The sequence below is a fragment of the Streptomyces sp. NPDC002588 genome, from assembly GCF_040295925.1.
In the GTDB taxonomy this organism is placed as follows: Bacteria; Actinomycetota; Actinomycetes; order Streptomycetales; family Streptomycetaceae; genus Streptomyces.
Genome location: NZ_JBEOWF010000046.1, coordinates 19437 through 42934, shown reverse-complemented (window position 1 = coordinate 42934; position 23498 = coordinate 19437). Strand labels below are relative to the sequence as shown.

The following is a 23498-nucleotide window of genomic DNA, read 5'->3' as shown; positions in this document are numbered from 1 at the left end:
CAGGTGAAAACCGTTACTCGGGAACCTTCAGTGAGCACAGTGCACCGTGAAAACCGTTGAGATGGGCGAAGCCGTGCTGACCGGGCCCGTACCTCGTCCAGTGCCTTGTCGGACAGTTTCTGACCACGGGTCAGGGGCCGGTTGCGGGCAACCTCGTAGACTCCTGATCGCAGAAGTCCGCGTCGTCGTATACGGCCAGGTCCTCAAGTGGCGTCATCGCGCCGCCGTCGGCGTCGGGCCGAAAGCGTCAGCAAGGCTGGTCAGGATCGAGCCGGACCAACTGTTCTCCCCGAACACGCTGACCGGCACGGCGAGCACACCGCAATCGCGCTGGAGTGTCTCCGCTGGGATTTCGACCGGGAAGAAGTAGTTGCCGGGACATGTCCGGCTCGCCGTGGGCATCGCCCCGAGCACTTCGTCCGGCAACCGTTCGAACAGCCGCTCAGCCCGTGCGGCCAGTTCGTCGACGACCTGCCGGGGTACATCGCTGTGCTCGGTCAGCAGGCGGTCGGCGAGCCTCAGTTGTGCCGGCGTCGGCGGATCCGCCCGGAACGCTTCGGCCAGGTCGGCTTGCGCCGGACCCAGCAGGACCACGCCGAACGTGCGTGGCCACAGCCATCCCTTGGTGACCGAATGCAACAGGATCGCACAACCGGTGTCCAGCAATCGCCGTGTGCCGGCAGCGAACGGGGCTCCCAGGTCGTAGACGCTGTCGATCAGCAGGCGGCGGCGTGGCGATTCCCCCAGCCACGACATCACCGCGCCGCACTCGGCATCGGAGAGGTATCGGCCGAGCGGCTTGCTGGGGTTGGCGAGCAGCAGGTATTCGGGCCGGTCGTCCGCCGGTGAGGTCGGCAGGGCCGGCGCCGGTAGCGTCGGATAGGACGTGGGCTCCAGGCCCGCGGCGCGGGCCAACTCGAAGTACACCGGGTACACGTCGCCGGGCAGCCACAACCGCGCCCGCACGGCGCGCAGCCGGTGGAACACCACACCGAGCCCGTGCCGGACCCCGCGACAGACCATGGCGTGGCCGGACCACTCTTCCGGCAGCTCGAAGCGCCGCAGCCAGGCACGGGCGAGATCGCACCGGTGCACCGTGCTCATGTCGGTCGGCGGTTCCGGTCGCATCGGAGCGAGCGCCCGGTACACGTTGGTCTCGGCGGCGTCCAGAAGCGCCGAGGAAGCACCGAGTTGCCGCTGCCGGAATTCCTGGAACGCCTCGAACCTCATGCCGCTGCGCCTTCCGGCACGATCTCGCTGGCCCGGTCTTCCAGGGAGGCGTAGCAGCGTCCGTCGGCCATGACGTTCCAGCTGCGGGCGATCCCGCTGGTGCGTTCCCAGAGCAGGCTGGGTTCGGTGTAGGCGGCGATCCGCATCGGCCGTCCGTCCCAGCCGCCGTGGTAGACCGGCGCGCCCCAGGGCAGGCGGCTCGCCAGTTCGAAGCCGTGCTGTTCGGCGAACCGGGTGACGATGGACAGCGACACCTGGTGCTCTCGGCTCCACACGTTGGCGGCGCGGTCGAAGTAGAGCGACTCGGTGCTGGTGGATACGTAGAGCTCTTTGAAGCAGACTTCCTCGACACCGAGAGCCGCGGCCCACGAAAGGTAGTCGGCGACCTCGGCCGCGTCGGTGACGCCGCCGTGCTGGAGCACGCAGATCAGCCTCATCCGCAGCCCCGGCCAGCGGTCACGTTCCACACGCCAGGTGTCGATCACAGAGCTCACCGGGGTGCGCAGCATCATCAGCCGCTCGCTGACGGCGTCGTCCTGATGGTGCCGGGAGACCGCCAGCACGCTCAGGCCTGCGGCGCTCAGGGCTGCGAGGCGGCCGGCCCGGTCGGCGTGCCGGCCTTTCGCCAGGGTGTGCGCGTTGGTGATCAGGACGACCTTGGGGAAGGCAGCCGAGCAGGCGGACACCAGTCGCAGCTGCTGTTCGAACGGTATGAGCGTGGGCTCCCCGCCGCCGGTGATCACCGCACGCTCGGCACCCGCCGCGCGGGCGCGCTCCAGCCACTGGGCGACCGCGTCCCACGGGACCCGTGCCGGCGCCTGGTCGCTGGAGATCGAAGCCGAGGAGAAGCAGAACGAACACCGGGCCTGGCAGGCGGAGGCGACCGGCAGAAGCGACACCGAGCGCGGTCGCGTGTCGGCGTAGGGACGCTGTGCCGATCCGTGCAGGTGCAGGGAGGCCGCCATCGCATCCTCGACGGTCGTCGGACGCAGAGTGAACTCGTCGCCTGCCTGGTCGAGTTCGTGGACTGCTGACAACCGGATGCGAGCCTCGTGCAGTTCCCTGCCGAGGCCGGTCGACAGGTTGGGCACCAGCTTGTCGGGGTCCACCATGGTTTCCAGCACCAACAGCCGGTCACCCGGAATGGCCAGACGGTCCAGCAGGCGTCGTGCCTTGCCGACGCCGATGCCCAACTCCGCACGGGTCAGCAGGTGGAACCGGTCGGGATAGGTGCTCTCCGGAATACCCGCCTTACCGTAAGCGAACGCGTACTTGTCGAAGCCCTTCGCGAAGTTCGACAACACGATGACGTGGAAGCGCTGGTCGCCATGGTTCATGTCGTCATCATCCATGAACGGAACTCCTGTGCAGCGCCGGGACTGCGGCCGGTTGGGGCGGACAACTATCCGATCGGCAGCGCTGGGGGCTCGCCGCTCCTCCTCCCGGGGCCCGTCCGCCCCCCCCGCAGGGCAGGGAGTCACGAGGTGATGCCGTTGTACTGGTTCCAGGTATAGGCGAGGTCGGGCGAGGAGGGCCTGCCGGTCCAGTTGAAGTAGTCCCAGACGAGTTCGGCGGGGTTGGTGGCGAGGTAGCCCCGGCCGGGCAGGTCGTCGGCGTCGTCCCAGGCCCAGGGCGGATTGGCCGCGTCGGTGTCGCACGAGCCGTTGGCGGGGCCGAGGACTCCGCCCTCGCCGCACTCGGCGCCGTACGGGTTGGAGCCGTCGTCGCCGGCGAAGTTGTTCGGCGTCGCGAACAGCGTGGTGAGGTTGCGGTTCTCCCACATGCCGTTCGAGGCGAAGATGTCGGTCAGCGTGTACTGCACGTCACGGTCGTTGGAGCCGTCCGGGACCTCGGCGGTGGACCCGGGGTAGTAGACGATGCCGTCGCCGTTCGCGTACTGGTCGCGTTCCTTGGAGAGGTAGCCCTCGGCCCATGCGGCGTGGGTGTTGGGCTGCTGGGTGGTGAACGGGCGGCCGTGGCCGTCGTCGTGCGGGTCGCCCTGCAGTTTCAGCACGCCGTCGACGCTCTCCTGGCCGCTCGTGAAGTCGCTGCCCGAGGGCAGCCAGGAGTAGAAGTTGCTGTGCGCGACGGTGATCGCGGCCTTCAGAGTGCCGTGCGCGGAGCCGTCGTCGGCGACCACGACCAGTACGCCCTCGGCGTCGTTCTCATGCTCGGTCAGGTCCTCCTGGGAGTTGTCGAGGACTCCGTCCGACCAGTCACGCGGGTGGGAGTACATGTACAGCAGGTAGGAGAAGGACTTGGTCTGCACGACCGAGTAGTAGACGCGCGCGGCGAGCGGGAACTGGCTGGTGTTCTCCCAGTTGTTGCGGCCGTTGAGGTCGCCGTCGTAGTCGTACGAGGTCAGGTAGTCGGACTTGCCGCCGAGCGCGGTCTCGCCGGTGGAGTCGACGTCCTGGAAGTCGACCGGGGCCCACCACTGGGCGAGGGCGGCTCGGTCGGCGGCGGCCGCGTGGGCGGGGGCGGGCCAGGTGAGGGTGACACTCCAGAGGGCGGCGAGTACGGCCGCCAGGGCCAGGGATCTGCGTCGGGTGAGCGGCACACGAGAACGGTGGGAGCGGCTTGATGCCACGGGTCCTCCGGGAGCGGCGAACGGAACCGGCACGTCGACGAACTCAACGTGCCGGTACGGGAGTTGACGCGTGTTCCGGTGGTGCGTGTGGTGCCGCGCGTACGATACAGCGCGGCCGGGCGCGCTGGAATGCGCGGGCCTCAGCAGGTGGTGGTGCCCCGGCGCAGCGCGTGGCCGCTGGTGTTGCTGTCGTCGGACCACTACACGGGCTTGGTGCCGCTGCTGCACGCGTCGGCGGCGGAGACCGTGAAGCCCTCGTTGTTGAGGTTGTCCATGCCGGTTGGGCGGTTGTGGATCGCGGTGGTGGCGAAGACGCCGGACGAATTGATCTGCATGGTGCGGTGCCGGCCGCCGCAGGTGTCGTCGCAGACCACCCAGAGGCGGTCGGCCTGCGGTTCCCACCGCAGTTCCATGACGTCCCGCAACGACAACCCGCTTCTCATCGGCACGTGGCAGCCGGGCCGGGCTGCTCCGGGTCAGGGCCCTACCCGTTGCCAGCCCGTCACAGGGCCGGGGTTTGTGTGGTCCGCCGGGCTGACCCAGAAGGCTTTGCCCAGCTCAGCGCTGAACTGGGCGCCTGTCCTGCCGTCGCCCGAGGAGCGGCCGGTGAGGCGGCGGCCGATCCAGGGGAGCAGGTGCTGCCGGGCGAAGCGGGCGTCGGCGACGCGGCGGGCGGCCCAGCCGGGCGGCGGGGTCGCCGGCATCGGCGTGTGCCAGTCGGTGTCCTCGGGGTCGTAGCCGAGGGCCTGCCAGACGGCTTCCGCGACCCGGCGGTGCCCCTCGGCGGTGAGGTGCAGCCGGTCGACGTCCCACAGGCGCGGGTCGCCGAGCGACGGGGCGCCGTACAGGTCGACGACGACCGCGCCGTGCCGCTCGGCCAGCTCCTCGACGCACACGAACAGCTCCTCCATGCGCGGCCGGAACCGCTCCAGGACGGGCCCCTGTCGCCCCGGGCTGCGCATCAGCACCAGCTGCTTGCAGGACGGGGCGAGCTGCTGCACCGCCTCCGTCAGCAGGCCCTTGACCCGGTCCATGTCGCACTTGGGGCGCAGGGTGTCGTTCAGACCGCCGACCAGGGTGATCACATCGGCGCCCATCGCGGCCGCCGCGGCCACCTGCTCCTCGACGATCTGGCCGATCAGCTTGCCGCGCACCGCCAGGTTGGCGTAGCGGAAGCCGGGCGCGCGGGCGGCCATCCGGCCGGCCAGCACATCGGCCCAGCCCCGGTAGGAGCCGTCGGGGAGCAGGTCCGACATGCCCTCGGTGAAGGAGTCGCCGACGGCGACCAGACTGGTGTGAGTGGAATTCGTTCGCATGGCGGCATAGATGGTAGCCCGAGCCCCATACCCGGCGGTCGGTCACCCCTGGCCCGTGCGGGGCCCGTTCCCCGTGGTCTCACGCGGGCTGGCCGAACAGCTCCCGCAGCACGTCCTCCATCGTCACCAGCCCGGACAGCCGCCCGTCGGAGCCGAGCACGGCCGCCACATGGGTGCGGCTGCCCCGCATCGCGGTCAGGACGTCGTCCAGAGGCGTCGCCTCCCGCACGCGCGCGATGGCCCGCATGTCCCGCGGCTGGAACGGCACGTCCCGCGGCGAGGCGTCCAGCGCGTCCTTCACATGCAGGTAGCCGACGATCCGCCGCCCCTCGTCCACCACGGGGAAGCGCGAGAACCCGGATTCGGCGGCCAACTGCTCGAGCCCCTCCGGCGTGACGCCCACCCGTGCGTAGACGACCCGTTCCAGCGGCAGGACGACGTCCCGCACCGGGCGGCGGCCCAGCTCCAGGGCGTCGTGCAGCCGCTCCTGGGCGCGGTCGTCGATGAGGCCCGCCTCACCGGCGTCCCTGACGATCTGGGCCAGCTGGGCGTCCGAGAAGGCCGCGGCGACCTCGTCCTTCGTCTCGATCCGCATCAGCTTCAGCAGGGCGTTGGCGAAGGCGTTGATCGCGAAGATCACCGGGCGCAGCGCCCGCGCCAGCGCGACCAGCGGCGGGCCGAGCATCAGGGCGCTGCGCACCGGCTCGGCGAGCGCGATGTTCTTCGGCACCATCTCGCCCAGGAGCATGTGCAGATAGGTGGCCACCGCCAGCGCGATCACGAAGGACACGGCGTGGCCCGCGCCCTCGGGCACACCGATCGCGTGGAACACCGGCTCCAGCAGGTGCGCGATCGCCGGCTCGGCGACCACACCGAGGACCAGCGTGCACAGTGTGATGCCGAGCTGCGCGGCCGCCATCAGCGCGGACACGTGCTGCAGCCCCCACAGCACGCTCCTGCCCCGCCGGTCGCCCTGCTCGGCGTACGGCTCGATCTGGGAGCGGCGCACGGAGATCAGGGCGAACTCCGCGCCGACGAAGAAGGCGTTGACGACGAGGGTCGCCAGCGCGATGAGCAGCTGCACGGCGGTCATCGGTCCGCCCCTTCCACCTTGTTGTCGTCGAGCGGCGCGTGCAGCAGGACGCGCGCGGCGCGCCGGCCGGACGCGTCGACCACGTCCATGCGCCAGCCGGCCACCTCGACGCGGTCCCCGACGGCCGGTATGCGGCCCAGCTCGGTGGCGACGAGCCCGGCGAGCGTCTCGTACGGCCCCTCGGGTGCCTGCAGGCCCACGCGCGCGAGCTGGTCCATCCGGGCGGCGCCGTCGGCGGAGTACAGGGCGCGCCCGTCGTCGTCCGTGCCCGCGGGGGCCAGGTCTGGCGTCTCGTGCGGGTCGTGCTCGTCGCGGACCTCGCCGACGACCTCTTCGACGATGTCCTCCAGGGTGGCGACGCCCGCCGTGCCGCCGTACTCGTCGATGACCACGGCCATCGTCCGCTTGCCGCCCAGCCGGTCGAGCAGCCGGTCCACGGTCAGCGACTCGGGGACCAGCAGCGGCTCGCGCATGATCTCCGAGACGGGCACACGCGCGCGGCGCTCGGCGGGGACGGCCAGCGCGTCCTTGATGTGCGCGGTGCCGACGACCGCGTCCAGGGTGCCGCGGTGCACGGGGAAGCGGGACAGACCGGTCGCCCGGGTCGCGTTGGCCACGTCCTCGCAGGTCGCCTGCGCGTCGAGGGCGATGACCTGGACCCTCGGGGTCATCACGTTCTCCGCGGTCAGGTCGGCCAGGTTGAGGGTGCGCACGAACAGCTCGGCGGTGTCCGCCTCCAGGGCCCCCTCCCGCGCGGAGTGCCGGGCCAGGGCCGCCAGCTCCTGCGGGCCGCGCGCGGCGGCCAGTTCCTCGGTGGGCTCCACGCCGAACCGGCGCACGATCCGGTTCGCGGTGTTGTTGAGATGGCTGATGAACGGCCGGAAGAGGGCGCTGAACCAGCGCTGCGCGTTGCCCACGCTCTTGGCCACCCGCAGCGGCGAGGAGATCGCCCAGTTCTTCGGCACCAGCTCGCCCACGACCATCAGGAAGACCGTCGACAGCGCCGTACCCAACACCAGCGCGACCGAGCTCGACGTCGTGCTCGACAGACCGATCGCCTCCAGCGGCCCCGCGATCAGCTTGGCGATCGACGGTTCGGCGAGCATGCCGACCACCAGATTGGTCACGGTGATGCCGAGCTGGGCGCCGGAGAGCTGGAAGGTGAGGTTCCGTACGGCCTTCAGCGCGCCGGAGGCACCACGCTCGCCGCGCTCCACCGCGCGCTCCAGCTCGCTGCGCTCGACGGTGGTCAGCGAGAACTCGGCGGCCACGAACGCGCCGCACGCGACCGACAGCAGGACCGCCACCAGCAGCAGGAGCACTTCCGTCATCGGGTCACCTCCGTCCCATGATCCGGCAGGGCAGGCAGGATCGCGCGATGTCGCGCACGGGTACTGGGAGGCTCGCCCATGGGCGGACGCTCACACCTTTCGAGGGGGTGGGGACCGCACGGGGTGCCGCGCGGTCCCCCAATGGTAAAGGATCGGCAAAGCTGTCCGGTGGCGAGTCCTGGTTCAGCCGACGAGCGGCTTCACCCAGCGCCGCCACCGCTCCTCCGGCTCATACCCCGCGGCGCGCCACGCATGATGCGCCGTCTCGTTCCGGGTGAGGACCATCGCGTCCCCGCGCCGCCCGCCCAGCCGGACGAACCGCTCCTCGGCAGCCGCCAGCAGTGCCGACCCGATGCCCTGGCGCCGGCACCGCGGATGTACGGCCAGCCGGTACAGATGACACCGCCACCCATCGAACCCGGCGATCACCGTGCCCACCAGCTCCCCGCCCGGGTGCTCCGCGAGGATCAGGGCCTCGGGGTCACGGGCGACCAGCCGTTCCACGCCGGTGCGGTCGTCACTGATGCTCGTCCCCTCGGCGGCGGTCTTCCAGAAGGACAGCACGGTGTCCAGGTCTTCGGCGGTCGCGGCCCGTATGCGCAGATCAGACATGCGGCGATCCCACCATGGCGGACCTGCCCGGGCACGGAATTCCACGATCCGGACACCGCCCGCCGTGCCCTTCCCGGGTGTCCGGGAAGGGCTCACTCGTGCGCGATGGCCGCCAGCACGTTCATCCGGGACGCCCGCAGGGCCGGCAGCAGCGCCGCCACCACGCCGACGACCGCCGAGCCGACGACCACCGCGACGATCGTGGTCCACGGGACGGCCAGTGCCTTCATGCCCTGCAGGGCCAGCACCTGCTGGATGCACACGCCCCACACCAGCCCCAGCGCCAGCCCCAGGACCGCCCCGAACACCGCGATCACCACCGACTCCAGCCGGATCATCCGCCGCAGCTGCCGCCGGGCGAGACCGATCGCCCGCAGCAGCCCGATCTCCCGGGTCCGCTCCACCACCGACAGCGCCAGTGTGTTGACCACGCCGAGCACGGCGATGACGATCGCGAGCCCGAGCAGCGCGTACACCAGGTACAGCAGGACGGCGATCTGATCGTGGACCAGCTTCTTGTAGTCGGCCTGGTCGCGCACCTGCACCTGCGGATACGGGTCGAGGGACTTCTCCAGACGGGGCCGCAGCAGGTCGGCGGTCGTGCCGGCCGCGGCGTTGACGTAGAGCGCGGAGTCCTGGCCGCCGGGCACGTACTTCTCGACGGTGGCGATCCCGAGGAACAGCCCGCCCTGCATGCCGAACCCGCCGGAGCCGTCCTGGTCGCTGAGGGCGCCCACCTTCAGCGAGGTCGTACGGTCGCCGGGGAACTCGACCGGGATCACGCTGCCGAGCCGCACCCCGTGGTCCTTCGCGAAGTCCACGTCCATGCCGATCGCGCCGGCCGCGAGCGCCGCCGCCGAGTCGCCCTCGGCGTACGTCACATGGGCGACCCGGTCCACCTGGTCGTCGTATCCGGAGGCGGTCGTCTCGATCCGCTTGCCGTCCGGCAGCCGTACGGCGACCGGCGCGAACCGCTGCCGTACGACGAGACCGACGCCGTCGGTGCCGCGGACCGCGTCGGTGACCTCCTTGGAGAACGGGGTGAAGTTGGGGTTCTGGATCACGAAGTCGGCGCCGAGCGTCTTGTCGATCTGCTCGTCGAACGACTTCGACATCGAGGCGCTCGCCACCGACATGCCGCCCACCAGCGCGAGGCCCACCATGAGCGCGGCGGCGGTGGCGCCGGTACGGCGGGGGTTGCGCAGCGCGTTGCGCTGGCTCATCCGGCCGATCGAGCCGAACAGGGCCGGGAAGGCGCCGCCGAGCACCCGGATCACCGGGCGCACCAGCAGCGGGCCCGCGATCACGGTGGCGATCAGCGTCAGGACGACACCCAGGCCCAGCAGGGAGGCCGCGGACGCCGTCTTCGTGGCGGTCACGCAGCCCACGAGCGCGGCCGCGCCGAGCACGCCGACGACCGAACCCACCACCGCGCGTACCCTCAGCGGGCGCCCCACCCCGGCGATGTCCGCGTCGGACAGGGCGGCCATCGGGGACACGGTCGCCGCGCGCCGCGCCGGCAGGTAGGCGGCGACGAAGGTCACGCCGACGCCGACGGCGTACGCCGCCACGGGCGTCGCCCAGCCGACGGCCATCTCGGTGGTCTTGAGGTTCATGCCGAACGCGCTCATCAGCTTGATCAGCCCGGCCGCGAGACCGATGCCCGCCGCCAGGCCCAGCGTGGAGCCGACGAGTCCGAGCAGCACCGCCTCGGTGAGCACGGAGCGCCGCACCTGACGGCGGTCGGCGCCGAGCGCGCGCAGCAGGCCCAGTTCGCGGGTGCGCTGGGCGATCAGCATGGAGAACGTGTTGACGATCAGGAAGACGCCGACCAGGACGGCGATGCCGGCGAAGCCGAGCATCACGTACTTGATCACGTCGAGGAATCCGCCCAGGGACTCAGCCGACGACTTCGCCTGCTCGTCGGCGGTCTTCACGTCGTACGGCCCGGAGCCGAGCGCGGCGGTGACGCGCTGCTTGAGGACGGCGTCGGAGACCCCCGGCGTCGCGTCGACGGAGATGCTCGTGGCCTTGCCGGCGGAGCCCAGCAGTTCGGTCGCGGCGACCTTCGGGTCGAGGAAGACCAGGGCGGCGCCGGGGTTGGTGGTGGTGAAGGTGGCGATGCCGACGATCTCCACCTTGAAGGAGCCCGGCTGGGCCATCACGGTGAGGGTGTCGCCGATCTTCACATGCTTCTTGTCGGCGGTGTCGGCGTCGAGCATGGCCTCGCCGGCGCCGCGCGGGGCGTGGCCCGAGGTCAGCTTCACCGGGCTGCGGTCGGTGAGGTACCAGTCGGTGGCGATGGTGGGGGCGCCGGTGGTCGGGCCGACGGACTTGTTGTCGCTGTCGACGACCGTGATGTTCTGGACGCTGACGTCCGCGTGGGCGGAGGCGACGCCGTCGACGTCGGTGACGCGGCCGGCGAGGGCGGCGGGGACCGTCTGGACCGCGCCGCTCGGCACGCCTGAGCCGAGGTCGTCCCGGGGCTCGACCGTGACGTCCGCCGAGGTGGACGCGAAGAGCCGGTCGAAGGTGCGGGTCACCGTGTCCGAGAAGATCAGACTGCCCGCGACGAACGCGACGGACAGCACGACCGCGAGGGCCGACAGCAGCAGCCGTCCCTTGTGTGCGAGGAAACTTCTGAGCGTCGCCTTCAGCACCGGGTCAGTCCTCCTCGGGGGCCGCGCCGTCGACGGGGGCGCGGGTGACGTCGAACTGCTTCATCCGCTCCAGTACCGCGTCCGCCGTAGGCCGCTCCATCTGATCCACTATCCGTCCGTCCGCGAGGAAGAGCACCAGGTCGGAGTGGGCCGCGGCGCCCGGGTCGTGGGTGACCATGACGACCGTCTGGCCGAGGTCGTCCACGGCCTGGCGCAGGAACGCGAGGACCTCGAGGCCGGCCCGCGAGTCCAGGTTGCCGGTCGGCTCGTCCGCGAAGATCAGCTCGGGCCGGGCGACGAGCGCCCGGGCGCAGGCCACCCGCTGCTGCTGACCGCCGGAGAGCTGCGACGGCCGGTGCTTGAGCCGCTCCCGCAGACCGAGGGTGTCGATGACCTGGTCCAGCCACTTCTCATCCGGTTTCCGGCCCGCGATGTCCATGGGCAGCGTGATGTTCTCGACGGCGTTGAGCGTCGGGATCAGGTTGAACGACTGGAACATGAACCCGATCCGGTCCCGCCTGAGGCGGGTCAGCTCCCGCTCCTTCAGCCCCGTGATCTCCGTGTCGCCGAGCCACACCTGACCCGCCGAGACGGTGTCGAGTCCGGCCAGACAGTGCATCAGCGTGGACTTCCCGGACCCCGAGGGGCCCATGACGGCCGTGAAGCGGCCGCGCGCGATGGTCACGTCCACCGAGTCCAGGGCGAGCACGGTGGTCTCGCCCGAGCCGTAGGCCTTGGTCAGACCTTGTGCGCGGGCAGCGGTCCCATCGGGTGTGGACAAGGCTGCTGTGGACAAGACTGCCTCCTCGCTCGCGTGGACGTGCCGAGACTAATGTGAGCCGGCCCACAGTCGGTATCACTTTTCGATACCGGCGCGCCCTTGCCGCTGCTAGCATCCCGGCGCTAGCGTCTAGGTATGGCGAAGACCCAGCTGAACGTACGCGTCGACGAGGGCACGGCCCAGGCCGCCCGCGAGCGGGCCACGGCCCGCGGCATGAGCGTCAACCGCTACATCGAGGAGCTGGTCAGACAGGACGCCGGCGAGGTGGGCCACACCTTCGTGGAGGCCGCCGCCGACTTCATGAAGCAGTACGAGAACGTGTTCGCCGAGGAGTTCGGCGCGGACCGCGAAGGTCGCCGCTGATCCCTTGAACAATCTCCGGATCGATCTCGCCTGGCTCCTCATGCTCGCCGAACAGAAGACCCCCGGGGACCCGCAGGTCGCCGACTGGGGAGCGCTCGTCGCGGCCGTGGCACGCCACGAGGCCGAGATATTCGACGTCCCCGTCTACGACGACCCGCAGGCCCGGGCCGCCGCCCTGCTCCAACTCCTCATCCACGTCCCCGCGCTGGAGCGCTCCAACGCCCTCTTCGCCTGCGCGGTCGCCTACGCCTACCTCGTCGCCAGCGGCCTGAAGGTGACCACCTCGCCCGAACAGGTGCGCGACCTGGCCCGGCTGGTCAAGAACGGCGAGGCGTCGGTGTTCGACATCGCCCGGGAACTGCGCCAGTGGAGCCTATGAATCCCGCGCCGGGCGGCGGGCCGTACCGAGCACGCAGTAGGAGGCGGGAAACCTCGGCCCCCTCTCCGGCACCGACAGCCTTCGGTACGGGCCCAGCTCGAACCCGGCGTCGCGCAGGGCGGCGAGCGGATCCCGGGTGAGGTGACAACCGCCCGCCAGGGCCGGCCACACCGTCCGGTCCAGCGCGCGCTGGGTGAACCGCATCGCCGGGCCGCCGCCCGGACCGTGCTCGAAGAAGCGCAGCTCGCCGCCGGGCCGCAGCACCCGCCGCAGCTCGCCGAGCGCCCGGGGCACGCCCCGTACGCTGCACAGCACCAGGGACACGACCGCCCCGTCGAAGGCCTCGCTCTTCACCGGCAGCGCCTCCGCCACGGCCGGCACGACGTCGACGGGCACCTCGGTGCGCAGGGCCGCCTCCAGCGCCAGCTTCCGGAAGTGGCGCTCCGGTTCGATCGCGACCACCTCCGAGACGGCATCCGGGTAGTGCGCGAAGTTCAGTCCGGGGCCCGCGCCGATCTCGATGATCCGGCCGGAGAGCCCCGCGAGCAGCTGGTCACGCACGGTGGCCAGGCCCGCGCGGGACTCCGCGGCCGTACCGAGCCGGGCGTAGCAGCGGGCGAACAGCGGGTGGTGGACGGGATCACCGGACACCCTGCCGGAACCGGAGCCGGTGGACCGTATCGGCATGAGGACCTCCCGGGCTGGACGGGCCTACCGGGATTCTCCCCCGTGCGGACCCGTCGCACCCCCCGCCGTCCTCGCGGGTCCTACTGGATGAAGTCGCGCACCTGCTCGTACACACCGTGGTCGTTGTTCATGTCGTTGTGCGAGATGCAGCCGACACCGACGTTGGTCGCCCCGCTCAGCAGCGCCGAGGAGTCCGGATCGATGGCGGCGTCGCAGTTCGACCAGTAGGCCGCGTAGGTCACGCTGCCGGGGGTCTCGTCACCGGAGTTGAGCGCGGTGAGGAACGAACTGCCGGTGACCATCTCGGCGCAGGAGGTGTAGAGCCAGCTGCACCACGAGGCCACCGACGTACCGTGGTTGACGCCCGCGACGGACACGAAGTCGTCCACGTAGGCGGTCCCGCCGAGGTTCTTCAGGTAGTAGCGGGCGCTCAGCGCGCCCATGGAGTGGACGACCACGTCGACCTTGCTCGCGCCGGTTCTCGCGAGCACGCTCTTGATCTCGGTGGCCAGCTGCGAGGCGGTCGTGGCGTTCGACTGCGTCCAGCTGTACGACGCGGCGTCCAGCTCGGCGGCCGTGTAGCCGTCGGCCTTGAAGTCGGCGACCCAGTCGTCCCAGCTGCCGGAGTCGCTGCTGAGACCGTGCACGAAGACGACCGGGTCGTGGGTGGCCGCGTGGGCTGTGGGGGCGGAGAACGACAGTGACAGAAGGAGCGAAGAGACCACGGCCGAAAGGACCGCGGCGATGCGACGCTTGTGGCGCTGCATGATGCCTCCTGAAACGGGTGGGGTTGTCAGGAGTGTCCGATCGGGTCTACGCGCGCCGCATCGGTGAAATCGCCGGTCTTTACTGTCAAGTAACCCGCCAGTAACGTCGGTTGTGTGGTGACCCCGGTGAACCCCCCGCGTCTCGACCGCACTTCGCCACGGCCGTCGGCGGAGGCGTGGCCGCTCCCGGCCCCGTCGTTCCCCGAGGAGCTCCCCGAGGGCGTCCGCGTGCGCGCCGCGCGTCTCGTGCACGGCGACCAGCGCGCCGCCGCCGAACTCGTGGCGCGGCTCACCGACCGGCAGGCGGCCGGCCTCGACCCGCTGCCGACGGACCCCTCGGAGCTCGCCCCGGAGGTCCTGCGCGCGCACCGCGGCGAGATCCGCTCCCTCCCCGACGACACCCGGCTGCTGCTCCTGCTCGCCGCCGCCGACCAGTACCCGGTGGCCAGCCACGCCTTCCTGCGAGCCGTCGCCGCCGCCCGGCTCGACACCCGGCCGCTGGAGGCCGCCGAGGCCGCCGGGCTCGCCCACTCCACGGCGGGCGGGGTCGGCTTCCGCGACGCCTGGACCCGGATCGCCGCCTACGAGACGGCCTCCGCGGCCGATCGGCGGGACGTCCACCGGCTGCTGGCCCGCGTCCTGCACGACGACGCCGAACTGCCCCGGCGGTCCTGGCACCGGGGCGCCGCCGCGCTGGGGCCCAGCGGACGGCTCACGGCGGAGCTGACCGCGGCCGCCGCCCGGGCCCGTGCCGCCGGTGACCCCGCCCTGGCCGCCGCGCTCACCGAGCGCGCCGCCGCCCTCTGCCCCGACTCACGCGAACGCTCCCGACTCCTCGCCCGCGCCGCGGCCGACGCCTGGCACTCCGGCGAGTCCGACCGTTCCCGCGCCCTCGCCGCCCGCAGCGACACCGACGCCCTGAACGGCGTGCTCGCCCTGCGCGCGGGCCACGCGGGGGAGTCGTTCGACGCCCTGCTGGCGGGCGCAGCCGTCTCCGCCGAGCCCGCACACCTCGTCGTCCGCGCCACCGAAGCCGCCGTCTATACAGGTGACCTGCGTCGATGCCGCGAGGCTGTGGTGGTCGCGCGGCAGCTGGGCATCGCACCGCCGGGGGTGCTCGGCGGGCTCGCCGCCGCCGTCGACGGGCGCTACCGCGACGCCCGTGATCTGCTGGAGGCCACCGCCGGGCGGTGCGGTCCCGGCGGCGACCCCACCCTCCTCCTGCACGCCGGTGTCGCCGCCCTGATGCTCGGCGACCACACCCGGGCCGCCACCGCCACCCTCCGTGCCGCGGCCGCCGCCCGGGCCCGCGGCCTCACCGCCACCGTCTCCCAGGCCCTGGAGTTCCGCGCCTACGCCGACTTCTGGACCGGCCGCCCGCGCGCCGCCGAGACCGCCGCGCTGGACGCCCTGCGGCAGGCGTACGCCACCGGACAGGACAACGGCGCCTGCCACCTGCAGGCCGCACTCGCGATGTTCGCCGCCCTCACCGGCGACGGCGACCTCTGCCGGGAACGCGCCGCGGCGGCCCGGTCGTACGCCCTCGCCCACGGCCTCGGCCTGCCCGCCGCGCTCGCCCAGTGGGCACTCGCCTTCCTCGACCTCGGCACCGGACGCTACGGTGCCGCCGCGGCCCGGCTGCGCGCCCTCGCCGCCTTCGGCCCGGGCCACGGCCACCGGGCCGTCCGCCACCTGGCCACCCCGCACTACGTCGAGGCCGCCGTACGCGCCGGCGACACCCGGATCGCCCGGGCCGCCCACGCCGACTACGACCGCTGGGCCCAGGCCGTCCGCAGTCCCGACGACCTCGCCCTCAGCGCCCGCTGCCGGGCCCTGCTCACCCCCGGCGCCGACGCGCTCGACCACTACCGCGCGGCCCTCGACCTGCACGCCGACGGCACCCGCGCCTTCGAACGCGCCCGAACTGAGCTGCTGTTCGGCAGTGCCCTGCGCCGACTGCGCCGCCGGGCGGAGGCCCGCGACCGGCTGCACAGCGCCCGGGAGGCGTTCGAGTCCTTCGGCGCCCCGCACTGCGCCGAGGCGGCCCACGCCGAACTCCGTGCGCTCGGCGCACCCGCCACCCCGAGCCGGGGCAATGAGCCCCCGGCCGGCCGGCTGACGGCTCAGCAATTGCTCATCGCCCGCATGGCCGCCGAGGGCGCCACCAACCGCGAGATCGCCTCCCGCCTCGCCCTCAGCCCGCGCACCATCGACCACCATCTGCGCGGCGTCTTCACCCGCTTGGGCATCCGCTCCCGCATCGAACTGGTACGCCTCCTGGCCGAGGCGGAGTAGATGCGTTGCGCTCTAGGCGGCCATGCGCCACCGGAACATCGCCGCCTCCCAGGTCCCCTCCAGTCGTGGCGCCAGCCAACCCCGCGCCGCCGTACGGAAGTCGGCCGGTTCGAGGCGGCCCGCGCCCATCGGCAGCGCACCCAGCAGCGGCGCCCCGGCGACGTCCGGCAGGTCGGTGACGTTGCACCGCATCGCCAGATCGGGGGAGTCGGGCCAGCCCCCGATCACCACCCCCAGCAACTCCACGCCCCGTGAGCGCAGTTCACGGGCCGTCAGTTCCGTGGTGTTCAGCGTGCCGAGGCCCGCCGAGGCCACCACCAGCACCGGTGCCCGCAGCGCCTGGGCCGCGTCGGCCAGGGTCCCGCCCGCCTCGTCGAAGCGCACGAGCAGCCCGCCCGCCCCCTCGACGAGCACCAGGTCGTGTTCGGCGGCCAGCTTCCGGGCCGCCTCCACGACGTCGTACGGCCGGACCGGTGCCAGACCCGCCCGCCGGGCCGCCGTCGCGGGCGCCAGCGGGTCGGGGTAGCGGGCGCATTCGGCCGTCGTGACCGTGCCCGCGAGCCGTGCGACCTCCTCGGCGTCCCCGGGCTCACCCGGTCGCACGCCGGTCTGCGCGGCCTTCAGCACGGCCACCGTACGGCCCGCCGCCAGCGCGCAGGCGGCGACGGCCGCCGTGGTCACGGTCTTGCCGATCTCCGTGCCCGTCCCCGTGATCACCAGGATCGGCATGCTCATCCCTCCCGCGCCGCCGCGCACACCGCGCGCGCGATCCGTGCCAGGTCCGCGTCGCCGGTGACGTACGGCGGCATCGTGTACACGAGGTCGCGGAACGGCCGCAGCCAGACGCCCTCGCGTACGGCCGCCGCCGTGGCGGCCCTCATGTTCACGGCGTGGTCGAGCTGTACGACCCCGATGGCGCCCAGGACGCGGACGTCACGCACCCCGGGGATCTCCCGGGCCGCCGCCAGCCCGTCCCGCAGGCCCGCCTCGATCCGCTTGACCTCCGCGAGCCAGTCCTGACCGAGCAGCAGCTCGATCGAGGCGCAGGCCACGGCCGCGGCCAGCGGGTTGCCCATGAACGTCGGGCCGTGGGCCAGCACCGGTACCTCGCCCCGCGAGATCCCCTCGGCCACCCGGGACGTGCACAGGGCCGCCGCCATCGTCAGGTATCCGCCGGTCAGCGCCTTGCCCACGCACATCACATCCGGCGTCACCGCCGCGTGCTCCGCGGCGAACAGGGCGCCCGTGCGCCCGAAACCGGTCGCGATCTCGTCGAACACCAGCAGCACGTCGTGCGCGTCGCACGCCTCGCGCAGGACCCGCAGATACGCGGGGGAGTGGAACCGCATCCCGCCCGCGCCCTGCACCACCGGCTCCACGATCACCGCGGCCAGTTCGTGCGCGTGCCGTTCGACCGCCGCACGCAGCAGTCCGGCGTACGACTCCTCGTAGCCGGCCGGGGGCGGGTCGACGAACACCTGGCGGGGCAGCACCCCGGTCCACAGCTCGTGCATCCCGCCCTCGGGGTCGCACACGGACATCGGCTGCCAGGTGTCGCCGTGGTAGCCGCCGCGCCAGGTCAGCAGCCGCTGCTTCGCCGGGCGGCCCAGCGAACGCCAGTACTGCAGACACATCTTCACCGCGACCTCGACCGACACCGAGCCGGAGTCGGCGAGGAAGACATGTTCCAGTCCATCAGGAGACATGTCGACAAGGAGCTTCGCCAGGCGTACGGCGGGCTCGTGGGTCAGCCCGCCGAACATCACGTGACTCATCCGGCCGAGCTGCTCGCGCGCGGCCTCGTTCAGCACCGGGTGGTTGTAGCCGTGGATCGCCGACCACCAGGACGACATGCCGTCGACCAGCTCGCCCGAGCCGTCGGCCAGCCGTAGCCGCACCCCGCTCGCCGACTCCACGACGAGCGGGTCCACCTGGCCGGGCATCGGCCCGTACGGATGCCAGACGTGCCGCCGGTCGAGCTCCAGCAGCTCGGAGACGGGCAGGTCAGGCATTGGGCGCGAGGTCCGTTCCGGCACCGCGACGGCGTACGGCGACCAGGTCGGTACGGGGCTCACCGGTCGTCGGGGCGGCAGGTTCCGTGGCCGGCGCGGGAACGGACCCGCAGACCGAAGCCCCCTCGTGGGATCCGCAGCCGGACCCGCAGCCCGCCTCCGCGTGCGACCCGCAGCCGCCGCCCGCCGTCACCCGGTGCTCCGGCAGGGTCACCTCGTCCGCGCCCTCCACCTCGAAGCCCGCGTCCGCGATCATGTCCAGGTCGGCCTGGCCGGCCTGGCCCTCGCTGGTGAGATAGTCGCCCAGGAAGATCGAGTTGGCCAGGTTCAGGGCCAGCGGCTGGAGCGTGCGCAGATGGACCTCGCGGCCGCCCGCGATGCGGACCTCGATGTCCGGGCAGACGAACCGGACCATCGCCAGGATGCGCAGACAGCGCTGCGGGGTCAGGTTCCACTCCTTGGCGAGCGGGGTGCCGTCCATCGGGATGAGGAAGTTGACCGGCACCGAGTCCGGGTCCAGGGCGCGCAGCGAGAAGACCACGTCGACGAGGTCCTCGTCGCTCTCGCCCATGCCCGCGATCAGGCCCGAGCACGCGGACAGACCGGCCCCGTGCGCCTTCTGCACGGTGTCCACCCGGTCGGCGTACGTGTGTGTGGTCGTGATGTCCTCGTACGTCGCCTCGGACGTGTTGAGGTTGTGGTTGTAGGCGTCCGCGCCCGCCGCCCGCAGCCGCTCGGCCTGGCCGTCGGAGAGCAGACCGAGGCAGGCGCACACCTCGACGCCCTCGTTCTGCTCCTTGATCGCCTTGATCGTGTCCGAGACCCGGTCCACGTCCCGGTCCGTCGGGCCGCGCCCGGACGCCACCAGACAGACCCGCTTGGCCCCGCCCGCGAGTCCGGCCGCCGCCACCTTGGACGCCTCGTCGGGCTTGATCCAGGTGTACTTCAGGATCCCGGCCGTGGAGCCGAGCCGCTGGGAGCAGTAGGAGCAGTCCTCCGGGCACAGCCCGGACTTCAGGTTGATCAGATAGTTCAGCTTCACCCGTCGGCCGAACCAGTGCCGGCGCACCTTCCCGGCCGCGGCCACCACGTCCAGCAGGTCGTCGTCGGAAGTGGCGAGGACGGCCAGCGCCTCCTCGCGGGTCGGCAGCTCGCGCCGAAGCCCCTTGTCCACCAGCGTGTTCAGCAGGTCCATGAGAGCCGATCCTGTCCTACGGACCGGCTCCGGGCCAAGGTAGGGATCACACAACACACCCGGTTCGACGTGTGGGTATTGCCACACCGTGGGTGGCGGTACGGGCCGCTAGGGTCTGTCCGCTACCTACAAAAGCAGTGGCACGAGCCCCGGAGGACCCATGGCGTTCGGCTGGATCGACGAACAGGCGGAGGCGCGCCGCCGGGCCGGACTCGTACGGACGTTGCGCCCCCGTCCGGCCGATTCCCCGCTGCTGGATCTCGCGAGCAACGACTACCTCGGACTCTCCCGGCACCCGGAGGTCGCGGAGGGCGCCGCGGCGGCCGCCCGGACCTGGGGCGGCGGCGCGACCGGCTCCCGGCTGGTGACCGGCACCACCGAACTGCACGCGGTGCTGGAACGGGAGCTGGCCGACTTCTGCGGATTCGAGGCCGCCCTCGTCTTCTCCTCCGGGTACGCCGCCAACCTCGCCGCGGTCACCGCGCTGGCCCCGCACGGTTCGCTGATCGTCTCCGACGCGGGCAACCACGCCTCGCTCATCGACGGCTGCCGGCTGGCCCGGGGCACCACGCAGGTCGTGGCCCACGCCGACCCGGACGCGGTGCGCAAGGCGCTCGGCACGCACGACGGACCGGCGGTGGCCGTCTCCGACACGGTCTTCTCGGTCGACGGCGACGCCGCCCCCCTGGCCGCCCTCGCGGCCGTGTGCCGGGAGCGCGGCGCGGGGCTGGTCGTGGACGACGCGCACGGGCTCGGGGTGCTCGGGAGCGGCGGGCGGGGCGCGCCGCACGCGGCGGGGCTCGCGGGCGCCGAGGAGGTGGTCGTCACGGTGACGCTGTCGAAGTCGCTGGGCAGTCAGGGCGGGGCGGTGCTGGGGCCCGCGCGCGTGATCGGCCATCTGGTCAACGCGGCCCGTACGTTCATCTTCGACACGGGCCTGGCCCCGGCGGCGACGGGGGCGGCGCTGGCGGCCCTCCGGCTGCTGCGCCGGGAGCCGCAGCGGGCGGCACGCGCGCGTGCGGTGGCACAGGAGCTGTACTCCCGGCTGACGGCCGCGGGTCTGGAAGCGGTGCGTCCGGACGCCGCGGTCGTCTCCGTGCGTGCGCCTTCTCCGGAGGAGGCCGTGCGGTGGGCGGCGGACTGCCGGTCGGCGGGTCTGGTCGTCGGCTGTTTCCGTCCTCCCTCCGTGCCCGACGGCATCTCCCGCCTCAGGCTGACCGCCCGCGCCGACCTCTCCGGGGTCGAACTGGAACGCGCTGTACGGGTGATCGGGGAGACACGACCATGAGTCGGCGTGACACGGCCGTGGGTCGCCCCTGGCGGACGAGGGTGATCAGCGGAACGCGGCGGTGAAACCCGACCAGCTCTCGGGGGAGAAGAGCAGGGCGGGCCCGGCCGGGTCCTTGGAGTCGCGTACGGCGAGCAGCCCGGCCCATGGCCCGGAGGCCGGCCGGGTCGTCTCCACGCAGTTGTTCGCTCCCGTGCTGTAGCTGCTGCGCAGCCAGCACACACCGGGGAGATCGTGGGGATCGGTGCTGCAGGGTACGTTCCGAGGCAGTGCGGACATGGTGCCTCCCTACGCGCCGTCAGCTGCTGCGGCGATGTAATCCAGTGTTTCCTCGGGTGAAAGGGCATGTGCCCGAAGGGCGTTGAAGGCTTCGGTGTAGGCCTCGAGTTCTTCTTTCCGTTCGAGATAGAGGCTACTCGTCAAGTGGTCGAGAACAACCACATCCAGATCGGAAGCGCTCGAAAATGAGAAGATAACGAAAGGTCCGGTGACGCCGATATGGGCGCCGGCCGAGAACGGCAGTACCTGGAGCCGTATTTGGGGCAGCCGTGCCGCCGCCATCAGCCGGGCGAGCTGACCTGCCATCACCTCAGGGCCGCCCACCTCCCGCCGCAGCACCGCCTCGTCCAGTACGGCGCTCAGGCGCAGCGGGGGCGTGCCGCGCAGCACGTCCTGGCGGGCGATCCGCACCTCCACCAGGGTGTCGAGCTGGTCCTCGTCCGCCCCCTCCACCGCCGCCCGGGTCACCGCGCGCGCGTACTCGGGTGTCTGGAGCAGCCCCGGGACCACGGTCGTCTCCAGCGTGCGCATCGCGTCGGCCTGCGACTCCAGGCTGATGAAGTCCCGGTAGGCGGCCGGCAGGACCCCGCGGTAGGCGTGCCACCAGTGGTCCCGTCCGCCGCCGTCGTCGGCGCCCGCCAGTGCCATCATCAGCTCCCGCAGGTGCGGGTCGTCGACCCCATAGGCGTCCAGGAGTAACCGGACGTCGGCCGGTTTCGTACCACTGGTTCCGGTCTCGATGCGGCTCACCTTGGACTGGTGCCAGCCCACGAGCCGGGCCGCCTCACCACTGGTGAGCCCCGCCCGGGCGCGCAGACTGCGCAGTTCGGCGCCCAGCTTCCGTCGGCGCACCGCGGGACCGTGCTGCACAGGCTGCTCCCAACTCCCTATGGGCCGTCCAAATACGCTCTGTCGTGACAGAGTTCACCGCATCGGGCGACAGATATATGCATATCTTGGTGGATCGCCACCCGTGACCGGCGCGGTAATGGCAGTCTGGCGAAGAAGCACCAGTCCGGGACCGTACTCGAACCATCCGCACCGTGTCGGACGCCGGTCCCGTGAGAAAGGGACGGCCTCGCCATGGCAGACCATCTGGAAGCATCCATCACTCTGCCGAGCGATCCCGCCTCGGTCCGCGCGGCCCGCGGGTTCGTGGCCGCCACCCTCGGCGAATGGGGGCTCGGCGCGGACACGGAAGCGGCGGACACCATCCGGCTGATCGTCTCCGAACTCGCGACCAACGCCGTACAGCACACGCGTGGGCAGTCACCCACCTTCACGGTGGACCTCGTGCTCGACCGGGACGAACAGCTGCGCATCGGCGTCACCGACAGCCATCCGCGCTTCCCGAAACGACTGCCGGCCGCCGTCCAGCAGGACAACGGCCGAGGGATGGTGATCATTCGCTGGCTGACCGCCGAGTGCGGCGGAAAGCTCGGAGTGCGGGCCACCAGTGAGGGTGGCAAGACGGTCACGGTGCAGCTGCCGTGGACCGCCGCGACGGAGGCGGTGGCGGGAGCCGTGCCGAGTCCGCCGGCGGAGGAGCTCCCGGGGCGGTGACGACGTGTCAGGAAGCCGCCACCGCCCCGGGAAGACCCGTGTCCGGGTCAGCGGACCCGGCCGTACCAGACGCTCTTGGTCCAGATCTTCTCCAGCTTCACCACGCTGCCGGTCTTCGGCGAGTGCCAGATCTTGCCCTTCCCGGCGTAGATCCCGACGTGGTACACGCTCGACCCAGAGTGGAAGAACACCAGGTCGCCGGCCTTACGGCTGGAGGCCGAGATGTGCTTCGTCTTGTTGTACTGCTGAGCCGCCGTACGAGGCAGCTTCTTGCCCGCCTTCTTGTACGAGTACAGCGTGAGCCCGGAGCAGTCGAACCTCTTCGGCCCGGTCGCCCCGTACTTGTACGGGGAGCCCTTCTTGGACGCCGCGACCTGAAGTGCCTTCGTCGCCGGAGTGGCGGCAGCCGCGTCGGAGGCGACGCCGGGAATCACCACCGAGCCGCCCACGGCGGCGATCGCGAAGGCGGAGGCCGTACCGGCCCGGACCATGAGCGACGGAACACGATTGAGCGCAGTCATGCGCAACCCTTCGTCAGCCGCCTGTGAAGGATGACCTGTCGGATTCGGGCTGGCGAAGTTGCCCGGCCGCGTGTGCGGCTTCACCCCAAGGGCTGCTCGGCCCGGTCATGGCGTGACCGTTCCGGCGACCCGTCGTACTTGGGTCCTCCACTCCTGCCGATGCACTTCTGTCGACCGGTCATCCGGGCGGCGGCAGGACTCGGCGTCCGCCCGGACCGCCCCGCCGCTTGTGGCGGGGGCTTGTCGTCAGACACGGATCTTGACTCACTCGTGACCGAAATTCCCAATGGAACCGGCGGTTTGTGGGGTTACTCACCACTCGCCCGTTCGGGTGGACAGCCTGATGGACGATCAGGTGTCAAGGGTGCCAAAGCCCCTGGACCTGCGTCGCTACCCGTTGTCCGGGGCCGGAAACAGGGTACTTTGGCAACATGCGCGCGCTCGCGACAGGAGCCGTCGGTACACCGAACGGGGGTAACCCGTTTGGTCCGTTTCAGGTCCGGTCCGGACGTCGCGTTCCCGACGCGGACCCTCCG

22 protein-coding genes, 1 pseudogene and 1 riboswitch are annotated in these 23498 nt (G+C 71.7%); of the genes and pseudogenes, 5 read left to right on the top strand and 18 right to left on the bottom strand.

The window, feature by feature from the left end; genetic code table 11:
- Positions 1-213: 213 nt before the first annotated feature.
- The 10 genes and pseudogenes from ABT057_RS38865 to ABT057_RS38820 all read right to left on the bottom strand — a co-directional run bounded on the left by ABT057_RS38865 (position 214) and on the right by ABT057_RS38820 (position 11628).
- Positions 214-1230, bottom strand: a complete 1017-nt coding sequence (locus ABT057_RS38865) for an aminotransferase class I/II-fold pyridoxal phosphate-dependent enzyme (RefSeq protein ID WP_352348637.1) — start codon at positions 1228-1230, stop codon at positions 214-216.
- Positions 1227-2582 (bottom strand): radical SAM protein, encoded by a 1356-nt coding sequence (locus ABT057_RS38860; protein ID WP_352348636.1) that lies wholly within the window; start codon positions 2580-2582, stop codon positions 1227-1229. Before ABT057_RS38860 ends, ABT057_RS38865 begins: the two co-directional genes overlap by 4 nt.
- Before the next feature lie 125 nt (positions 2583-2707).
- Positions 2708-3790, bottom strand: coding sequence for a hypothetical protein (locus ABT057_RS38855; protein ID WP_352348635.1), 1083 nt, complete (start codon positions 3788-3790; stop codon positions 2708-2710).
- A 230-nt stretch (positions 3791-4020) separates the two neighbouring features.
- Positions 4021-4257, bottom strand: a pseudogene (locus ABT057_RS38850) (lamin tail domain-containing protein); the annotation flags it as partial.
- Between the two features lie 39 nt (positions 4258-4296).
- The gene (locus tag ABT057_RS38845) at positions 4297-5136 is read right to left on the bottom strand and encodes an SGNH/GDSL hydrolase family protein (RefSeq protein WP_352348634.1); all 840 of its coding nucleotides are present in this window, start codon (positions 5134-5136) and stop codon (positions 4297-4299) included.
- 79 nt (positions 5137-5215) lie between these two features.
- Entirely contained in the window at positions 5216-6229 is a 1014-nt protein-coding gene (locus ABT057_RS38840) for a hemolysin family protein (RefSeq protein WP_352348633.1), read from the bottom strand.
- Positions 6226-7560, bottom strand: coding sequence for a hemolysin family protein (locus tag ABT057_RS38835; RefSeq protein WP_352348632.1), 1335 nt, complete (start codon positions 7558-7560; stop codon positions 6226-6228). Before ABT057_RS38835 ends, ABT057_RS38840 begins: the two co-directional genes overlap by 4 nt.
- A gap of 183 nt (positions 7561-7743) precedes the next feature.
- Positions 7744-8172 (bottom strand): GNAT family N-acetyltransferase, encoded by a 429-nt coding sequence (locus ABT057_RS38830; protein ID WP_352348631.1) that lies wholly within the window; start codon positions 8170-8172, stop codon positions 7744-7746.
- A 92-nt stretch (positions 8173-8264) separates the two neighbouring features.
- Positions 8265-10832, bottom strand: coding sequence for an ABC transporter permease (locus ABT057_RS38825; protein ID WP_352348630.1), 2568 nt, complete (start codon positions 10830-10832; stop codon positions 8265-8267).
- Between the two features lie 4 nt (positions 10833-10836).
- On the bottom strand, positions 10837-11628 hold the full coding sequence (locus ABT057_RS38820; protein ID WP_352348629.1) for an ABC transporter ATP-binding protein: 792 nt from the start codon (positions 11626-11628) through the stop codon (positions 10837-10839).
- A 120-nt stretch (positions 11629-11748) separates the two neighbouring features.
- Between ABT057_RS38820 and ABT057_RS38815 the strand changes: the two genes are divergently transcribed.
- Both ABT057_RS38815 and ABT057_RS38810 read left to right on the top strand, forming a co-directional pair.
- Entirely contained in the window at positions 11749-11976 is a 228-nt protein-coding gene (locus tag ABT057_RS38815) for an antitoxin (protein WP_352348628.1), read from the top strand.
- A gap of 4 nt (positions 11977-11980) precedes the next feature.
- The gene (locus ABT057_RS38810; RefSeq protein ID WP_352348627.1) at positions 11981-12355 is read left to right on the top strand and encodes a fic family toxin-antitoxin system, toxin component; all 375 of its coding nucleotides are present in this window, start codon (positions 11981-11983) and stop codon (positions 12353-12355) included.
- Here ABT057_RS38810 and ABT057_RS38805 read toward each other — a convergent pair.
- Positions 12350-13042, bottom strand: a complete 693-nt coding sequence (locus ABT057_RS38805; protein ID WP_352348626.1) for a class I SAM-dependent methyltransferase — start codon at positions 13040-13042, stop codon at positions 12350-12352. The two genes, ABT057_RS38810 and ABT057_RS38805, sit on opposite strands and share 6 nt — an antisense overlap.
- Before the next feature lie 80 nt (positions 13043-13122).
- Positions 13123-13809 carry an esterase/lipase family protein gene (locus ABT057_RS38800; RefSeq protein WP_352348625.1) on the bottom strand — a complete coding sequence of 229 codons (687 nt, stop codon included), beginning with the start codon at positions 13807-13809 and terminating at the stop codon, positions 13123-13125.
- 117 nt (positions 13810-13926) lie between these two features.
- Here ABT057_RS38800 and ABT057_RS38795 point away from each other — a divergent pair, with 117 nt between their 5' ends.
- Entirely contained in the window at positions 13927-16104 is a 2178-nt protein-coding gene (locus tag ABT057_RS38795; protein ID WP_502974036.1) for a helix-turn-helix transcriptional regulator, read from the top strand.
- 12 nt (positions 16105-16116) lie between these two features.
- Here ABT057_RS38795 and bioD read toward each other — a convergent pair whose 3' ends face one another.
- The 3 genes from bioD to bioB are packed head-to-tail and all read right to left on the bottom strand — an operon-like array spanning position 16117 to position 19311.
- The gene (gene bioD / locus ABT057_RS38790) at positions 16117-16833 is read right to left on the bottom strand and encodes a dethiobiotin synthase (RefSeq protein WP_352348662.1); all 717 of its coding nucleotides are present in this window, start codon (positions 16831-16833) and stop codon (positions 16117-16119) included.
- Between the two features lie 2 nt (positions 16834-16835).
- Positions 16836-18116, bottom strand: coding sequence for an adenosylmethionine--8-amino-7-oxononanoate transaminase (locus ABT057_RS38785; RefSeq protein WP_352348624.1), 1281 nt, complete (start codon positions 18114-18116; stop codon positions 16836-16838).
- On the bottom strand, positions 18109-19311 hold the full coding sequence (gene bioB, locus ABT057_RS38780) for a biotin synthase BioB (protein WP_352348623.1): 1203 nt from the start codon (positions 19309-19311) through the stop codon (positions 18109-18111). Before bioB ends, ABT057_RS38785 begins: the two co-directional genes overlap by 8 nt.
- 160 nt (positions 19312-19471) lie before the next feature.
- Here bioB and ABT057_RS38775 point away from each other — a divergent pair, with 160 nt between their 5' ends.
- The gene (locus ABT057_RS38775; protein ID WP_352348622.1) at positions 19472-20599 is read left to right on the top strand and encodes an 8-amino-7-oxononanoate synthase; all 1128 of its coding nucleotides are present in this window, start codon (positions 19472-19474) and stop codon (positions 20597-20599) included.
- A 45-nt stretch (positions 20600-20644) separates the two neighbouring features.
- On the opposite strand, the gene ABT057_RS38770 is transcribed toward ABT057_RS38775, so the two are convergent.
- Both ABT057_RS38770 and ABT057_RS38765 read right to left on the bottom strand, forming a co-directional pair.
- Complete coding sequence (locus tag ABT057_RS38770; RefSeq protein ID WP_352348621.1) at positions 20645-20878, bottom strand: DUF397 domain-containing protein; 234 nt, start codon at positions 20876-20878, stop codon at positions 20645-20647.
- A 9-nt stretch (positions 20879-20887) separates the two neighbouring features.
- The gene (locus ABT057_RS38765) at positions 20888-21748 is read right to left on the bottom strand and encodes a helix-turn-helix domain-containing protein (protein ID WP_352348620.1); all 861 of its coding nucleotides are present in this window, start codon (positions 21746-21748) and stop codon (positions 20888-20890) included.
- Between the two features lie 213 nt (positions 21749-21961).
- Between ABT057_RS38765 and ABT057_RS38760 the strand changes: the two genes are divergently transcribed.
- Positions 21962-22441: an ATP-binding protein gene (locus tag ABT057_RS38760; RefSeq protein ID WP_352348619.1), complete on the top strand. Its 480-nt coding sequence runs from the start codon at positions 21962-21964 to the stop codon at positions 22439-22441.
- Positions 22442-22488: 47 nt separating this feature from the next.
- On the opposite strand, the gene ABT057_RS38755 is transcribed toward ABT057_RS38760, so the two are convergent.
- On the bottom strand, positions 22489-22962 hold the full coding sequence (locus tag ABT057_RS38755) for a C40 family peptidase (protein ID WP_352348618.1): 474 nt from the start codon (positions 22960-22962) through the stop codon (positions 22489-22491).
- 3 nt (positions 22963-22965) lie between these two features.
- Positions 22966-23136: riboswitch (cyclic di-AMP (ydaO/yuaA leader) on the bottom strand.
- Positions 23137-23498 lie beyond the last annotated feature (362 nt).

Bases quoted from the DNA above. Each gene is read 5' to 3' on its own strand.
- ABT057_RS38775 (WP_352348622.1), top strand. From the start codon at position 19,472: ATGGCGTTCGGCTGGATCGACGAACAGGCGGAGGCGCGCCGCCGGGCC.
- ABT057_RS38845 (WP_352348634.1), bottom strand. From the start codon at position 5,136: ATGCGAACGAATTCCACTCACACCAGTCTGGTCGCCGTCGGCGACTCC.
- ABT057_RS38800 (WP_352348625.1), bottom strand. From the start codon at position 13,809: ATGCAGCGCCACAAGCGTCGCATCGCCGCGGTCCTTTCGGCCGTGGTC.
- ABT057_RS38770 (WP_352348621.1), bottom strand. From the start codon at position 20,878: ATGTCCGCACTGCCTCGGAACGTACCCTGCAGCACCGATCCCCACGAT.
- ABT057_RS38785 (WP_352348624.1), bottom strand. From the start codon at position 18,116: ATGCCTGACCTGCCCGTCTCCGAGCTGCTGGAGCTCGACCGGCGGCAC.
- ABT057_RS38815 (WP_352348628.1), top strand. From the start codon at position 11,749: ATGGCGAAGACCCAGCTGAACGTACGCGTCGACGAGGGCACGGCCCAG.
- ABT057_RS38760 (WP_352348619.1), top strand. From the start codon at position 21,962: ATGGCAGACCATCTGGAAGCATCCATCACTCTGCCGAGCGATCCCGCC.
- bioD (WP_352348662.1), bottom strand. From the start codon at position 16,833: ATGCCGATCCTGGTGATCACGGGGACGGGCACGGAGATCGGCAAGACC.
- ABT057_RS38865 (WP_352348637.1), bottom strand. From the start codon at position 1,230: ATGAGGTTCGAGGCGTTCCAGGAATTCCGGCAGCGGCAACTCGGTGCT.
- ABT057_RS38805 (WP_352348626.1), bottom strand. From the start codon at position 13,042: ATGCCGATACGGTCCACCGGCTCCGGTTCCGGCAGGGTGTCCGGTGAT.
- ABT057_RS38830 (WP_352348631.1), bottom strand. From the start codon at position 8,172: ATGTCTGATCTGCGCATACGGGCCGCGACCGCCGAAGACCTGGACACC.
- ABT057_RS38860 (WP_352348636.1), bottom strand. From the start codon at position 2,582: ATGGATGATGACGACATGAACCATGGCGACCAGCGCTTCCACGTCATC.
- bioB (WP_352348623.1), bottom strand. From the start codon at position 19,311: ATGGACCTGCTGAACACGCTGGTGGACAAGGGGCTTCGGCGCGAGCTG.
- ABT057_RS38835 (WP_352348632.1), bottom strand. From the start codon at position 7,560: ATGACGGAAGTGCTCCTGCTGCTGGTGGCGGTCCTGCTGTCGGTCGCG.
- ABT057_RS38840 (WP_352348633.1), bottom strand. From the start codon at position 6,229: ATGACCGCCGTGCAGCTGCTCATCGCGCTGGCGACCCTCGTCGTCAAC.
- ABT057_RS38755 (WP_352348618.1), bottom strand. From the start codon at position 22,962: ATGACTGCGCTCAATCGTGTTCCGTCGCTCATGGTCCGGGCCGGTACG.